This is a genomic window from Pedobacter hartonius, assembly GCF_900107535.1.
Lineage (GTDB): Bacteria > Bacteroidota > Bacteroidia > Sphingobacteriales > Sphingobacteriaceae > Pedobacter > Pedobacter hartonius.
Genome location: NZ_FNRA01000003.1, coordinates 39,096 through 53,980 on the forward strand (window position 1 = coordinate 39,096; position 14,885 = coordinate 53,980).

The window sequence follows — 14,885 nt, forward strand, 5'->3', positions numbered from 1 at the left end:
TTTCGTTTTTTCTTCATGTTAGGCAAATCGTGTAGATTGCCCCACAAAGATACATAAACGCAATTATGTTGCATAGTTAAATACATATGACAAATTCATTCATTAAGCCGTTGTTCCTGGCTTCCGGACTACTCTTTTACACTGCCCTGGGCTTCGCGCAGGACAACCTGGTCAACTCCTTGAAAAACAATCAGTCTGCAAACAGCACTGCAGGCTTTAAATTCACAGAGGTCATCAATCTTGAAAACACTCCTGTTCAGAACCAGGGTTCTTCGGGAACCTGCTGGAGTTATTCTACCAATTCATTCCTGGAATCTGAAATGATCAGGATGGGAAAACAACCGGTTGCCCTGTCCCAGATCTTCTCGGCACGCAATGCCTATGTAGAAAAAGGAATCAGTTATGTGCGCATGCACGGAGCCGTAACACTTGGTGATGGCGGTGCTTTGCACGATGTGATCAACATGTACCGGAAATACGGAGCTGTACCACAGCTCAACTACACTGGCTTAAACTACGGCACCAAAAACAATAAGTTCGCAGAGATGGCCGCAATCACAACGGGGATGCTTGAGGCAGTGGTTAAAAATCCAAATGGTACCCTAACCCCTAACTGGGAAAAAGCCTATGCCGGTATGATCGACTCTTACCTGGGTACGGTACCTGAAAAATTTGATTACAAGGGAAAAAGTTATACTCCGCAAAGTTTCGCCAAACAAGTTGTAGGCATTAATCCTGATGATTATGCAGAACTTTCTTCCTTCAACGATCACCCCTTCTACTCAAAATTCACTTTGATGGTGCCTGACAACTGGTCTTTCGACCAGGTATCTAACGTTCCTGTAAATGAGCTTACTGAGATTATCGACAATGCGCTCAAAAAAGGTTATTCTGTATCCTGGGCAACTGATGTAAGCGAAAAATATTTCTCCTACAAAAATGGGGTGGCCTATGTACCTACCAAACCCGTGGAAGAAATGAACGCTGAAGAAACAGCAGCCCTCTTCGCTGAACCAAAACCTGAAATGGAAATTACCCAGGAAAACCGTCAGGCGGCCTTCGATAATTACCAGACTACCGACGACCACGGCATGCACATCGTAGGACTTGCCAAAGATCAGAATGGCAGGGAATACTATATTGTAAAGAACTCCTGGGGCGTAACCAACGATTACAAGGGTTATCTCTATGTGACCAAAAACTATGTGAAATATAAAACTACCGCCATCCTGTTACATAAAGGCGGTATCCCATCAGCGATCAGCAGGAAATTAGGATTATAATCCTCTTGCGGTGCAGTTTCATCTCTTCAACCTGCAGGCTTTATCGCCTGCGGGTTATTTTATGATCGGAGTTGGCCTCTTGTGCTCGTCGATCGCAACAAAGGAAAATTCACCTGTAACTGCCTGCTCGCGATGTTCAGAGTACATCTGCTCTACAAAGATATTCACCCTCACCTTCATACTGGTGTTGCCTACATGGCTCACCGCCGCCACAAGCTCTACAATCGTTCCTGCCGGGATGGGATGGGTAAAATCAATCCTGTCACTGCTCACCGTCACCATAATCTGCCGGCTGAACCTCGTCGCGCACATAAAAGCTACTTCATCCATCAGCATCATCGCTGTTCCGCCAAATAAAGTGTCATAATGGTTTGTTGTGTTTGGAAATACGGCTTTAAATATGCGTGTCTCCGAGGCTTTGATCTTTTCTTCTAATGTCATTGTATAAAATATGAATCAAACAGGCGGTTCATTTTGGAACCGCCTGTGTCAATATTACAAACTTACAGCTTCCTGAACGGATAAACGCAATTCTTTTGCGGCTTCAACCATTTCCAGCAGTGCTTTTTTTGTTTCGTCCCAGTGGCGTGTTTTCAAACCACAATCGGGATTCACCCAAAGCTGTGCTGTGGGAATCACAGCCCGGGCTTTGTGCAGCAGCGCTATCATCTCCTCCTTTGCCGGGACCCTTGGAGAATGAATATCATACACCCCCGGCCCAATCTCATTTGGATAATTGAAATCAGCAAACGCATCCAGCAGTTCCATCTGGGAACGCGAGCACTCAATCGTGATCACATCCGCATCCATATCAGCGATGTGTTTGATGATATCATTAAATTCAGCATAACACATGTGCGTATGGATCTGGGTTTCATCGGCTACTCCGCTTGCGGAAATCCTGAAAGCCTGAACAGCCCATTCCAGGTATTGTGGCCAGCCCGACTTACGCAGGGGCAATCCCTCACGAATAGCGGGCTCATCGATCTGAATGATCCTGATCCCAGCCTTCTCCAGGTCTGACACTTCATCCCGGATCGCCAGCGCGATCTGTTTACAGGTAAGGGCACCTGGCTGATCGTTTCTGACGAACGACCACTGCAGGATCGTTACCGGGCCGGTTAACATCCCTTTCACCCATTTATGGGTGAGCGACTGTGCGTAAGAAGACCACCTTACCGTCATCGCTGCCGGCCGGGACACATCCCCGAAGATTATTGGCGGTTTCACACAGCGGCTGCCGTAACTCTGCACCCAGCCGTTCGTTGTGAACACAAATCCCGCCAGCTGTTCGCCAAAGTATTCTACCATGTCATTGCGCTCAAACTCACCGTGAACCAGCACGTCAATACCCGTTTCTTCCTGGAAACGAATGGTTTCTTCGGTTTCTTTCTCAATCAGCGCATCATATTCAGCAAGGGATAACAGCCCTTTTTTATACTTTGTCCGCCAGCTGCGTACTGCTGCCGTCTGCGGAAAAGATCCGATAGTTGTAGTAGGGAAAAGAGGGAGGTTCAGCACCTCCTGCTGCGCCACTTTCCGTACAGGATACACACTGGCGCGGTGTTCATCTTTGCGCCTTACACCCGCTACACGCTGTTTAACCAGTTCGTCATGAATCAGCGGGGACACTTTCCTGCTTTCAGCAGCGGACCTGTTTTCTGCTGCTTTTGCCAAAGCAGCGGCCGATGGCTCCGTGCCTGCCAGCTCCCTTAAATGAACCACTTCATCAACCTTCTGTTTCGCAAAGGCCATCCATTGTTTGATTTCCGGGCTAAGTACCTCCCCGTTGCTTTCCAGATCCAGGTCACACGGAGAGTGGATCAGTGAGCAGGAAGGAGAGATAAACACACGTTTGTCCCCCAGCCGCGCCACAGCAGTTTTAACCTGTGCCAGGGAATGGTCAAAATCATTCTTCCAGATATTTCTGCCATCCACTATACCCAGTGATAAGCTCAAATGATCAGGAATGGCTTCCAGTACATCTTCCAGCTGTTCAGGCGCACGCAGCAGGTCAATATGTAATGCAGCAACGGGCAATGAAGCTGCCAGTTCCAGGTTATCTTTCAATCCTTCAAAGTAGGTGGTCAGCAATATTTTAAGCCTGGGGAAACGCTTTTTGATCTCGCCGTATACATAGATATAGGCCTCCCGCTCCTGCGGTTCCAGATCGAGGACCAGGAAAGGTTCATCAAACTGTACCCATTCCACATGCTGTTCCGTCAGCGCGGTCAGTATTTCCAGATATACAGGCAGCAAGTTTCTGATCAGCGAGATCCGGTGAAAACCTTCCTCTTTCTCCTTACCCAGAAGAAGGTATGAAACAGGGCCTATGACCACAGGTTTGGTTTTAATTCCCATCCGCTTCGCCTCATTATATTCATCAATCACCTTCGTAGAAAAAAGCTTAAAGGTCTGGTCCCTCTGGAATTCGGGAACGATGTAATGGTAATTGGTATCAAACCATTTTGTCATTTCCATGGCAGTGATGTCAAGGTCATCCTTCTGGTAACCTCTTGCCATTGCAAAATAAAGATCGAGTTCCGTATTTGCATTGTTTAAGATCACGGCATGATAGCGCTTCGGGATAGCGCCAACGGTGAGGGACAGATCCAGCACCTGATCATAAAAAGAAAAATCATTGGAAGGGATCAGGTCCACTCCTGCTTTTTTTTGCAATGCCCAGTTGTTTGCACGGATGGCCGCACCTGCCTGCACAAGGCTTTCAATGGGGGCTTTGCCAGACCAATACTGCTCGCAGGCCTTTTTAAGTTCTCTGTTGCTACCGATTCGCGGGTAGCCTAGATTGTTTGTCAGCATTTTGTTGCTTTTTAAATGATAAAAAAATCAGTTAAAAGCTCTTTAAGCTATTAATCAATACCTTGCGCAAAAAACCTGGGAAAAATATGATTGCAGGAGGTTAACATAAGCATGCAATGCGTGCTTTTTACTCCGTACATCATACCTGACCAATAGCTTCTTTTCGCGAAAGCATTGTCAATTCGGTTGAGGCAGGTCTCCTGACTTGTAACATTTTTACCATCCTTCCCATCTTTTACGACAGTGGATATATATTGGCAAAAACTGTTTGGTTACTTACAGTTGCGCGACAGCTCGTGATTTTCACACGATTCCCTATTCATCTGCGTTAAGCAGAACCTTTTCCGGTTGATGAAAAAAATATTGTAAAGAACTTATTGGTTCCAAAGATAAACGAAAAAAGGATGCAGAAGTAATTAAGCATCCTTTTTTATGTTAATTGGCGAGTACGCTGTCGATATGCTGTAACTCTTGTTCGGTAAATGCAAGGTTTTCCAGGCATTTCAGCGAATCTGACAACTGTTCAGGCCGGCTTGCCCCTACCAGTACTGATGTGATCCGTTCATCACGCAGGATCCATGACAGGGCCATTTCAGCCAGTGTTTGCCCCCGTTCAACGGCAAGCGTGTTCAATGCATTTACCTGCTCCAGTATACGTGGAGTGATCTGTTCTTTCTGTAAAAAGCCGCTAGGTTTTGCGGCACGGGAATCTTCAGGGATACCCTGAAGGTACTTATTTGTCAGCAAGCCTTGTGCAAGCGGAGAAAAAGCGATACAGCCTACCCCCTCCTTGTCCAGCACATCCAGCAGGCCATTTTCAACCCATCTTTCTAACATAGAATATTTAGGCTGATGAATTAAACAGGGAGTGCCCATATCGCGCAGCATGCTGATCGCTGCTGCTGCCTCTGGTGCAGGATAGTTAGATATTCCAACATAAAGCGCCTTTCCCTGTCTGACGAAAAGATCGAGAGTGGCCATGGTTTCCTCTAACGGCGTTTCCGGATGGGGACGGTGATGATAGAAAATATCAACATAGTCAAGCCCCATGCGCTTCAGACTTTGGTCCATACTGGAAACTAAATGCTTTTTTGATCCCCAGTCACCATAAGGGCCGTCCCACATGGCGTAACCCGCTTTTGAAGAAATCACCATTTCATCCCGGTAGCCGGCAAAGTTATCCCTGAGTATTCTCCCAAAGTTCTCTTCCGCAGAGCCTCGGGGAGGGCCATAATTGTTTGCCAGGTCGAAATGCGTAATCCCGCTGTCGAAGGCAAGTTTGATAATATTTGTGGAATTCTGTAACTGGTCTACATTTCCGAAGTTATGCCACAATCCGAGAGACAGAGCTGATAATTTCAATCCGCTTTTCCCACAGCGGCGGTATTGCATGTTTGTATAGCGGTCGGGATTGGCAATATATTGCATAATTTTAAAAAATAAAAAGAGGGAATAACAAACCTGAGTATCACCAGCCTCAAAAAAGCATAGTTTTGCACTGTTTTGAAATACCCTCTTCAGGTTAGGTTGTGCTAATTTTATTTAGCTGAATTTTTTTTCTCTGTTACTTCAGCACGGATGTCCTGAGCAAGAACTTTCAAATCCTGCATTGCTTTACGTACTCTTGTACCTGCAGCACTGTTGCCAGCATTGTAAAACTTCTCCGCATCAGCTTCAACAGAAGCAAGCAGTTCCTTTAATTTTGTGAATTTTTCCATGTTTTAGTCTTTAATATAGAGCCAAATATATAACTTTTACGAAATAAATATATATTTCAGCATTTTTAGTAAGCTTTTATTTTTTTTATTAAGATAGTAATACATTTTCTGTTCATGATGACCCTCCTGTCAATTACACTAATGGATGTTATGATAGATAAGAATTTAAAATTTCTCTTAAATTAGTTTTTCTGCATATATTTGTTTACTGAATCGTAACGTTCAAAAACGTAGCTATTCTATTTGAAATTCAATTATATGAAGAAAAAGATATTGGTGTTTGAGAAAAATAAGGATATACTTGAATTAATTAACATTATATTAACCCAGGAGGGCTATGAGCTTGACCTCATCAGTTCGGATCATCAGGTGTTCGGTCATGTTAAAGATTTCAACCCTGACGCAATTTTACTGGATATCATTCAGCCCACTCCGGAAGGCACGGCGATCTGCCAGGCGATCAAATCGGCCGAAGATACTACTCACATTCCTGTGATTGTATTGTCCACACATCCTAAAGCAGATATCGTAAAAGAGATATGTGCCGATGAGGTGGTACATAAACCTTTTGATATCTCCTTCCTGATATCGGTTATTGAGCAGCAGCTAATGATTGCCTAGCCGCTGCTGATCATTTGATTACAATTCGTGGTGTTTCTTCAGGAATTTAAGGTACTTTTTATCATCTTCAAACAGCTGCTGACCTTCCATCTGATAAGCCTTTAAGAGGAATTCCAGAGCCAGCTTCTCATCGCCCAATTCAAAATAAGTTTCACCTAGTCGCAATAATACAAAGGGATTGTTCTTATCAGCCGTATAAAACTCATGAGCAACCAGCAACTGCGCTTTGGCCTCTTCAAACTTTCCGTCACTGAACAGTGCATCACCTAAAGATGCCGTAATGTAGCCTGTAGCCTCCCAGTCATCCTTCGGATCGGGCAATATCGCGTATGCTTTTTTAAACCAGTCTGCAGCGGCGGCATAATTTTCTTCGTCCATCTCCGCATTCCCCTTCTCACAATAGTCATCCATCAGGTCCTGCTGTTCATCAGTCAGTTCATCCTCATCATCACTTTCCTCCGGGATAAAATTCCTTTTAAAATCTTCAAAATCCTCATCAGCGGCCAGGGCTATAAAAAGAAAGTCAGCATGAAAATCGCCAAAAACCCCTTTTTTACCAAGTTCAAATGCAATTTTAAAGTATACTCTTGCCTGATCAAGATCCTGAAGCGCATAATAAATACTTCCCGTGGTGATAAAATGAACAACATGTTTCACCTTTTCGGTTTTCATTTTTTCCTGCAGGTACTCCGTTTCTTTCAGAAAATAAGGCAAAGCCTTTTCCAGCTGTCCGGTCTGCTCATAAAATGCATAAATGCTGTCAAGCAATATCGCGCCGACAGTACAGTTTTCCTTAGGATCGGGAATTTCTCCCTCGATTTCCAGCAACAGCTGCTCTGCTTCCTCGGCTTTGTCTGACTCTGTCAGTACATAAACCTGATCTATCTGATCAAAAAATGCTTCTTCTTCTTCCGGGCTATATACCAGCATATCCTATTTTTTTAAAACGAAGATAGTTATAACGGTTGGTTTTCCATCTGCTTAATAATTTTGTTGACCTCCGTTTCAGTGGATCTTAATTTCGCCTGGCAAAAAGCGATCAGTACCGACGCGCGTTTTACCCGTTCCGCAAGTACATCTACTGATACAGCCTCCGTCTCTATCTCAGCAGCGATCCGGGCAAGCTCTTCATAGGCTTCCTCATAATTCAAATTCTTTTCCATTCCGGGATGTTTTAGATAATACCTTGGTGTTTATTTCTACTCTGGCAAGTGTGACGGTCATTTCCGTTCCGGCACTGATCTGTGCAGCATCGCCAACAATAACACCGTTAACCTTCACAATGGCAAAGCCTTTGTTCAATATATTCTGGGGGCTCATCAGCCGCACTACAGATTCAAAATGTGAAATATACCTCTCCTGGTTGATGAAATACATCCTGTTAAATGACTTCATGTTCGAAAGCAGGTTGTCCAGGTCTTTCCTTTTATTGGAAAGGATAATCCTGGGGTTTGTCAGGATCATACCGGACAGGTTCAGGATATCCCGGTGTTTCTCATGAAGCAAACTCCCCGACGAATTAATGGTAACCTGATTCAGCCGGTTCAGCTGCTCTTTACGGTAATTCATCATCTGAAAAGTTCTGATCACGATCTGCTGCTGCAATGACAAAAGAGATTCCTCAAAAGCACGGTTATGGGCAATCAGCAGTTCAGCTACCTTAGTAGGTGTTTTGGCAGAAGTATGCGCCATGAGATCGGCAATGGTTTCGTTCTTCTGATGGCCGATTCCTGTAATCACAGGCACCGGAAATTTGGCAATTGCCCGGTTGAGCTCATAATTATCAAAGATCAGGAAGTCCAGTTGCGCCCCTCCGCCCCTGATGATCACCAGCGCATCATAAGAACGGCCGGAATCAAATACGGCTATCAGTTTTGCCAGTACCTGTTTTGCATTCCCTTCCCCCTGTACCAGCGCAAAGTAATCATCTATCTCGAAATGATAACCGAAAGTATTATTTTCCAGTGTGTGCTTAAAATCATGATAACCTGCAGAAGTATCAGAAGAGATGACTGCAATCCGTTGCACCACGCGGTTCAGCTGAAGGTCACTGTTCCTGGTACGGTACTGTCCGTCTTCAAACCTGATAAATGAAGGGTTATCCCTCAGCAGCCTTTCCAGTGTCTCTTTACGCTGCTGTTCAAATCTGCCCAGCGTGAAGCTGGTATCAATATCCAGCAGGTTAAGCTGAAGGCCGAAAGCAGGATTGTATTGTACTGCTACCTGCACCAGAACATTGATATCGTTCTTAAACTGCTGACCAGTAGCCTTTTCAAAATTTGAGATATTGACAGATGCATTTCCCCATGCCCTGCCCCCTATTTTAGCGAGGATCTTTGCAGAGGACTTATCTTTTTCCACCAGTTCAAAATAGTGGAAATTACTCTGGAGCTTATAGGTATAGCTGGTGATGTCGGCAATTACCCAGAAGGTCCGGGAACCAAAAACACCATTAATGGTATCATGGATCTGTGCGGTCAGTTCGGATAATCTGATGGAGGGTAAGGCTGCCAATTTTCTCAATGCAATTAAAGCACTAATTTAGACAATTCTAGGTGATAACAGCGTGCATTTTTTGCACGAAAGCACCCAATATGGTATGTTTCAGCAGCCAGTTGAACAAAGTAATACCAACAATGGCACAGGTAATACCCGCCAGCACATCCAGCACGTAATGGTGACTGGCATAGACAGCTGTAAACCAAATACCTAACATCACAACTCCAAAAACCAGGTTCATGGCACCCATTTTATTCTTCAGGCCATAATATAATACGATCATGGGATAGGAGGAATGCAAAGAAGGCATTGCAGCAAAAACATTTGAACCTTGTCTGTAAATCAGCTGGAAAATAGAAATATGCATCAAATGATCAAACCTGATCAGTCCTGCCGGATTGGAGTGCGTATGCGGGATGAAAGTGAATCCATGGTATTGAACATACCAGGGCGGTGCAGCAGGATAGGTATAATAAACTATAAATCCGAGCAGGTTCACAAAAACGAAAGTAAGTGAAAATCTGATGAACAGCTCCTTTTGAATAAAAAACAGATAAGCAGCAAAAGCCAGCGGAACCGGTATCCACATCAGGTAAAATATACCGCCGATGAAATCCAGAGGGGCAGAATGATGGATCCTCCAATATTCATTCGGCGTTAGTACTTTCCCATTGGAAAAAATACCAAAGATGTGTTTTTCCATATGGTACAGATCTGCAATATGCACGCTGCTCAGGGTATAATTTGGAAAAGCCTTCATATAATCGAACAGGATCCAGTAGAGCGTGAATATTGAAAATCCGAGCATAAACTTCCTGGTAGCGGCGGAAATATAATACAGCGAGTTAAAAATCACCACAAGTACGATCTGGTTCGGATTAAATCCTACTAAAAAGTAAGAAAAAGAGATATAAAATAAAGACATCAATGTGATGACAATGATGTCTTTAATGGTGTAAAACGGTTTGTTAGACCCTAACTGTTCTGACATTTATTTTTTTATAAAATCTGATCCCAGGATCTTGTCCCAAAGGGCAGAGCTCACCCCGTAGCCTTTTGTAGAATCAGAATAATGATGTAACATGTGGTGTTGCTTCAGCTTTTTCCAGAAAGGACTTTTGAAGTTCGCATGGTGCAATGCGTAATGTGTCATATCGTACATCAGGTAACCAATCAGAAAGCCGGTGTAGAAGGCGTAAATTGTTCCTGAAGGCAGTATCCACAAAAAGAAGAAGTACAGCGCCAGTGCCATTGGAATACTTGCCGAAGGCGGCAATACCAGCCGTTTCGCATCATTTGGATAATCATGGTGAACACCGTGAAAAATAAAATGGATCCGCTGCCCGAATTTGGATTTCGGATAAAAGTGAAAAACCCAGCGGTGCAGCACATATTCTGTGATCGTCCATACAAACAAACCCAGCGCCGCCCAGCCGATAAAATAAAGCAGGTTCAGCTGTGTATCGGTAAAAGACTTCCAGCCCAGGAAAATGATTACTGGTATATAAACGATCAGCGGTACTAAATAATGGACCTTCGAAAGGTTTTCAAAAAGGTCATTTTTAAAAATCCTGATGGATTCAGACGAGTTCGAAATAAAATTTTTCTTCATGATACAGTTAAATTTTTATCCGTTCAGTGGTCAAAGTATTATTTGAAGCATTCATTCCTTTGATCTCAACGTATTTTACATTAGGTAGCCAGAAAGAACCGCCTTCTATCCGCAAAAATATGCGTTCTATTTGAATTTTCTTATTATTTACTGTCACATAAACATGATATTTTTTATCGTCATCAGATTTTATCAGGTACATCGGCAGTTTTTTATGGGAAACAAAGCGGAGCTCATACTGATCATTGGCAAGAACTTTTGATTCTATACCATAGGCAAATTTGCGCTGGATGTATCCCAATTCCTTCTTTTCATTGTTCTCTTCGAAACGCAGCCAGTATACATGTACAGGATCATTCTGAACAACCTGCCCTTTGTCATTTGTATTCAGTTCGCAAATGATCGTATTCGTATTCGGGTCGCGCTGTAAATAGAACAACTGGTTTGTAATTCCTTTTGGAACAGGGAATTTCAGCGGTGAGGGGTTACTCTGGTCCTGCGTCTGTGAAAAAACGGTGTTCACACCACCAAAATTAAACAAGGCTGAAATAAAAATCAGCCCGATAACAACCACGGGCACCGCTTTCTCCATCATGTCTTTCTTTTCAACTTTTGTTGCAGTTTCACGTTCTTTTTGTTCGGCAGCGTCCATCACCTTCTTCGCATCCCTTAACCTGTTGATCGCCGTGATATTGGTCATGAATGCCATAATGGTGATAGGGATCGTAAAGATCGACATCGTTTCAAAAATATGGAACGAGATACCCGGTACGTAGATTTTATATCCACCACCGATATAATGTCCTGTAATACCGCAGGCCAGTGCACAGATACCAATGGTCACTACACGTTCGGGCCGCTGCATCAGGCCTCCTTTACTTTGAATACCCAAACCTTCTGCCCTGGCTCTTGTATAACTGACCATCATTGAACCGATCAGAGCGATAAACGCAAAAAGGGAACTCAAAAAGTAATGATGGGAAACCAGGTAATAACAGATACCGAGGAACATGATCAGCTCACTGTAGCGGTCCAGTACAGAATCATACAGGGCACCAAATTTGGAACTCATATTTCCCAAACGTGCAACCTGCCCGTCAAGCATATCAAACAAACCTGCGAAAAGTACCAGTGCACCTCCCCAGCCCACAAAAGAAAGATCTCCCCTGTTGCTTTCTTCGGCGCCAAATACAAAGATGACAGCTACGCCAATATTCAGGATCAGGCCGATAGTGGTTACTGCATTTGGAGTCAGACCAATCCGAATGAGGCCCTTCACAAAAGGATTAATCACCTTATAGATCATTTGTTGCAGACGATCACGAAATGGTATTGCTTGCATAGCTGTATTTTTTATACTTTTCTTTAAAAATCAAATTTAACTCTCGCCCTGATACCGTATTCAGAAACCTCAGGATTGTTAAGGTAATTAAAACGTTTCACCGCATCTACACGTAACACTTTAAATATGTTGGCAATTCCAACACTACCCTCCAGATAAGGCTGTCTGCCAAGGGCAAACGTCCTGTCCTGTCCCATATCATTTTTTGGAAACTGCAGCAATGAAGGGTCATTATTAGGGTTATTCTCCTCCCTCAGTCCGCCGAAAAGGGCTTTGAAAGAGATCGCTTCCCTTAATTTCAGTTTTTTAACCAATGGTATTTTATTGAAGAAGAATCCATTGAAACTGTGGTCAATGTTCACACTCGCATAATGATCACTCACAAATTCCAGGAAGTTCATTAAGTTGTATGAATCCAACTGGTATGAATAAGTCTGATTGGCACGGTGAATGGTCAGTAAAGGGAACGGAACCTTCCCAAAAGTATTTCCGCCTTCTACCGTCACGTCCGAATAACCGAACTGTGAAAGATAGAATCTTTTATCGACCCTCGCAATGATATTCTGATAGTTATACTCTCCGCCTACCACTCCTTTTAAACCAGCGGTATATTTCAGCGTAAAGATCGGGAATTTATCAATGATGGGCACCCTGTATATTTTTCCCTGGTAGAACTTCTCATTTGGTGCATAACGTAAGGTCAGGTTCAGCTCTGAAGTGGTAATGTGATCAACCGCATTTACCATGTTGTTCTCAAAATTATTAAAGTATAAAGAACCTCCCGGGCGCTGTGTCCATTTACGTGCCACCAGCTCATAGGAAAAATGGCTCTCAAACTCATGCATATAATCGATCTTATAAAAATCATTATACAACAGGGTGTTGTTCTGCCCGCGTTTGAATGACAGCAGGAAGTTATCCTCCTGTACAAACTGCAGATCCTGTCCTGGAATTTTGGTATCCCTCTGGAAACTTCCCCTGATGTAGTTCTGGGGAAATGCATAAATAGACTTATCATTTAAAGAATAAGTACCGCTGAGGAAATACTTCCATTTCTCATCCTTAATACCATAAGCACCATACGTTTCGAAATAATATCTTTTACTCAGTTCCGGTGTGGTACGTCCTCCCAGACGCAGGCGCAAACCTTCCACATTATTAAAACTGTAAAATGTATTTACCGGACCTACTTCAAACGGTCCGAAGTTTTTATACCCGGCAAAGAATAACGTCAGCAGGTCGGCTGTCCTTTTAAAGGAAGGAATCGTTTGCAGCGTATCAATATTCTTGTAAATGTTCAGGTTTGTTTTCAGGGTCGTATCGGTACGCTGACCGGCCCAGAACTGGTCAGGCTGAGTTTCAGCATTGGGAACCGTACTCGTTGCAGGCCCTTCATATACGTTTGCAGGCTGTGGTTTGTTGATCTGGTAGTCTTTAATGATTACCGTGCGCTGGCCTGTAAAACCTCCGCCCTTCGACTTATTGATTCCGAAATCAACAATCAGGTTAGTTTTAGACAAATGGTACCTGCCATCAGGATTTTTCTCGAAATCGAGTTTGGCCTCCAAAGCCCTTACAAAATTCAGGTTGATATTTTTGTTCACCGTCAGGTAAGCATCCTGAACAGCGTAATTTCCATCCATAGTGATATACATTTTACCTTCAAATAAAAGGTCTGTATTATTTCTAGGGATAAAGGAAAGCTCGATCAGGTTTGGAACATGTGTCTTAATCGTATCTGTAATAAAAAACTTATAAAACGTAGGTGACGCATCTGCAATAGGGCTCAGGAACTGGTTACTCACCAGGGAGATATTGCTTTCATAAATATTCATATCAGCATATAGCCTTTCAAAATACTTGCTCAGTCCTTTAGTATCAATAAATTTCGCATCGTAATTTACGTGTTTGTCGCCCGTATAGATTGTTTTCTTCTTTTCAGGGGATTTTTGAAGGTAGTTCTGTGAGACCTTCTCCTCGAGGAATATAGGCAGGATCAGCTTTCCGCCCACTTTCGTGGAATCCTGATTCTGAAAAAGGAACTGGTAATTCTTGAAAATGCGTTTATTCTTGAATTTATCAGACAGGTTGCTCAGGGAGAACAACAGCTGTTCATATTGCTGATATTCTACATGATCGTAATTCTTGTTCTGGTTTTTCGCCTTATTTTCAATTACTTTCCTGATCAGTTCTACTGCCGGGTTATTCTTATTTCTGTAGGCAGGTCTTTTATTGGAGGTAATTGCTACTTCCTTCAGGTTTTCAGATTCAGACTGTAACTTCACATTCACGGTTTGTGTTTCTCCGGGTTTAATGGTTATATAAGCAGTTTTAAACCCAACATAGCTGATCTGTAACTGATCATGCGATTCACTGGTAGATATAACGAATTTACCATCAGCATCAGTTTTGGTAATGATCTGTGTTCCTTTAAAAAGAACAGTAGCATAAGGTACAGGATCTTTATCTGACGCATCTGATACCACCCCCGTAACTACCGTTCTGGCAGGTGCCGGAACTGGTGTTTGTGCAGATACGTGAAATGCAAGGAATGGCATGACGAAAGCAAAGATGAATATAAATTTTTTAAAGTGGTTCAGGGCCATGACATTCTCATTTAAATAAATACAAATTTCTTCTGCATGAGGAAGTTATAACCGGTTCCAACAGTGCAGGAGACAATAATTTTTGAAAGGATATAATTTACATGCAGGTAATGTGTAACGAGAAAGACCCCTGCGGTGGTCAGTAACAGATTTCCCGTCCATACTAAAACATATTTAATGATCTGGATACGGATATTTCTCTCCTTGGTTCCGAACACCCAGTTACGGCCCATCATAAAATTGACAGCGCCGCCAGCGGTGGTACCTATCACACTGCCAGCTACATACCAGATATGAAATACCTGCGTACAGACTAATGTGGTAAGAAAGTCAATAATTGAGGCCGATAATGAAGCGACCTGAGCTTTTACGAAAGTCGCCATA

The 14,885-nt window shown here is 43.2% G+C and carries 14 protein-coding genes and 1 riboswitch; of the genes, 2 read left to right on the forward strand and 12 right to left on the reverse strand.

Going from position 1 to position 14,885, the window contains the following annotated elements:
- Window positions 1-86 precede the first annotated feature (86 nt).
- A complete protein-coding gene (locus BLW16_RS06170; RefSeq protein ID WP_090555713.1) occupies window positions 87-1,283 on the forward strand; it encodes a C1 family peptidase in 1,197 nt (398 codons plus the stop codon).
- 54 nt (window positions 1,284-1,337) lie between these two features.
- Here BLW16_RS06170 and BLW16_RS06175 read toward each other — a convergent pair whose 3' ends face one another.
- From BLW16_RS06175 to BLW16_RS06190, 4 genes are all read right to left on the reverse strand, one after another.
- A complete protein-coding gene (locus BLW16_RS06175; RefSeq protein WP_090555714.1) occupies window positions 1,338-1,724 on the reverse strand; it encodes an acyl-CoA thioesterase in 387 nt (128 codons plus the stop codon).
- 54 nt (window positions 1,725-1,778) lie between these two features.
- Window positions 1,779-4,103 (reverse strand): 5-methyltetrahydropteroyltriglutamate--homocysteine S-methyltransferase, encoded by a 2,325-nt coding sequence (metE, locus tag BLW16_RS06180; protein ID WP_090555715.1) that lies wholly within the window; start codon window positions 4,101-4,103, stop codon window positions 1,779-1,781.
- A 173-nt stretch (window positions 4,104-4,276) separates the two neighbouring features.
- Window positions 4,277-4,461: riboswitch (cobalamin riboswitch) on the reverse strand.
- Window positions 4,462-4,538: 77 nt separating this feature from the next.
- The gene (gene mgrA / locus BLW16_RS06185; RefSeq protein ID WP_090555716.1) at window positions 4,539-5,531 is read right to left on the reverse strand and encodes an L-glyceraldehyde 3-phosphate reductase; all 993 of its coding nucleotides are present in this window, start codon (window positions 5,529-5,531) and stop codon (window positions 4,539-4,541) included.
- Window positions 5,532-5,641: 110 nt separating this feature from the next.
- A complete protein-coding gene (locus tag BLW16_RS06190; protein WP_090555717.1) occupies window positions 5,642-5,821 on the reverse strand; it encodes a histone H1 in 180 nt (59 codons plus the stop codon).
- Between the two features lie 258 nt (window positions 5,822-6,079).
- Here BLW16_RS06190 and BLW16_RS06195 point away from each other — a divergent pair, with 258 nt between their 5' ends.
- Window positions 6,080-6,442, forward strand: coding sequence for a response regulator transcription factor (locus BLW16_RS06195; protein ID WP_090555718.1), 363 nt, complete (start codon window positions 6,080-6,082; stop codon window positions 6,440-6,442).
- A gap of 18 nt (window positions 6,443-6,460) precedes the next feature.
- Here the strand turns inward: BLW16_RS06195 and BLW16_RS06200 are convergent, their stop codons facing one another.
- Genes BLW16_RS06200 through BLW16_RS06235 form a run of 8 tightly spaced genes read right to left on the reverse strand, consistent with a single transcriptional unit; the run spans window position 6,461 to window position 14,884 of the window.
- The gene (locus tag BLW16_RS06200; protein ID WP_090555719.1) at window positions 6,461-7,372 is read right to left on the reverse strand and encodes a tetratricopeptide repeat protein; all 912 of its coding nucleotides are present in this window, start codon (window positions 7,370-7,372) and stop codon (window positions 6,461-6,463) included.
- A 26-nt stretch (window positions 7,373-7,398) separates the two neighbouring features.
- A complete protein-coding gene (gene xseB, locus BLW16_RS06205) occupies window positions 7,399-7,605 on the reverse strand; it encodes an exodeoxyribonuclease VII small subunit (protein WP_090555720.1) in 207 nt (68 codons plus the stop codon).
- A complete protein-coding gene (xseA, locus tag BLW16_RS06210; protein WP_245735145.1) occupies window positions 7,583-8,965 on the reverse strand; it encodes an exodeoxyribonuclease VII large subunit in 1,383 nt (460 codons plus the stop codon). The genes xseB and xseA overlap by 23 nt, the downstream gene beginning before the upstream one ends.
- Window positions 8,966-8,993: 28 nt before the next feature.
- The gene (locus tag BLW16_RS06215) at window positions 8,994-9,932 is read right to left on the reverse strand and encodes a phosphatase PAP2 family protein (protein ID WP_090555722.1); all 939 of its coding nucleotides are present in this window, start codon (window positions 9,930-9,932) and stop codon (window positions 8,994-8,996) included.
- Window positions 9,933-10,553 carry a sterol desaturase family protein gene (locus tag BLW16_RS06220; protein ID WP_090555723.1) on the reverse strand — a complete coding sequence of 207 codons (621 nt, stop codon included), beginning with the start codon at window positions 10,551-10,553 and terminating at the stop codon, window positions 9,933-9,935. It lies immediately after the preceding gene.
- 7 nt (window positions 10,554-10,560) lie between these two features.
- Entirely contained in the window at window positions 10,561-11,895 is a 1,335-nt protein-coding gene (locus tag BLW16_RS06225; RefSeq protein WP_090555724.1) for a DUF4833 domain-containing protein, read from the reverse strand.
- 23 nt (window positions 11,896-11,918) lie between these two features.
- Window positions 11,919-14,501, reverse strand: coding sequence for a DUF5686 and carboxypeptidase-like regulatory domain-containing protein (locus tag BLW16_RS06230; RefSeq protein ID WP_245735146.1), 2,583 nt, complete (start codon window positions 14,499-14,501; stop codon window positions 11,919-11,921).
- Window positions 14,502-14,512: 11 nt separating this feature from the next.
- Complete coding sequence (locus tag BLW16_RS06235) at window positions 14,513-14,884, reverse strand: GtrA family protein (RefSeq protein ID WP_090555725.1); 372 nt, start codon at window positions 14,882-14,884, stop codon at window positions 14,513-14,515.
- Window position 14,885: the final 1 nt, after the last annotated feature.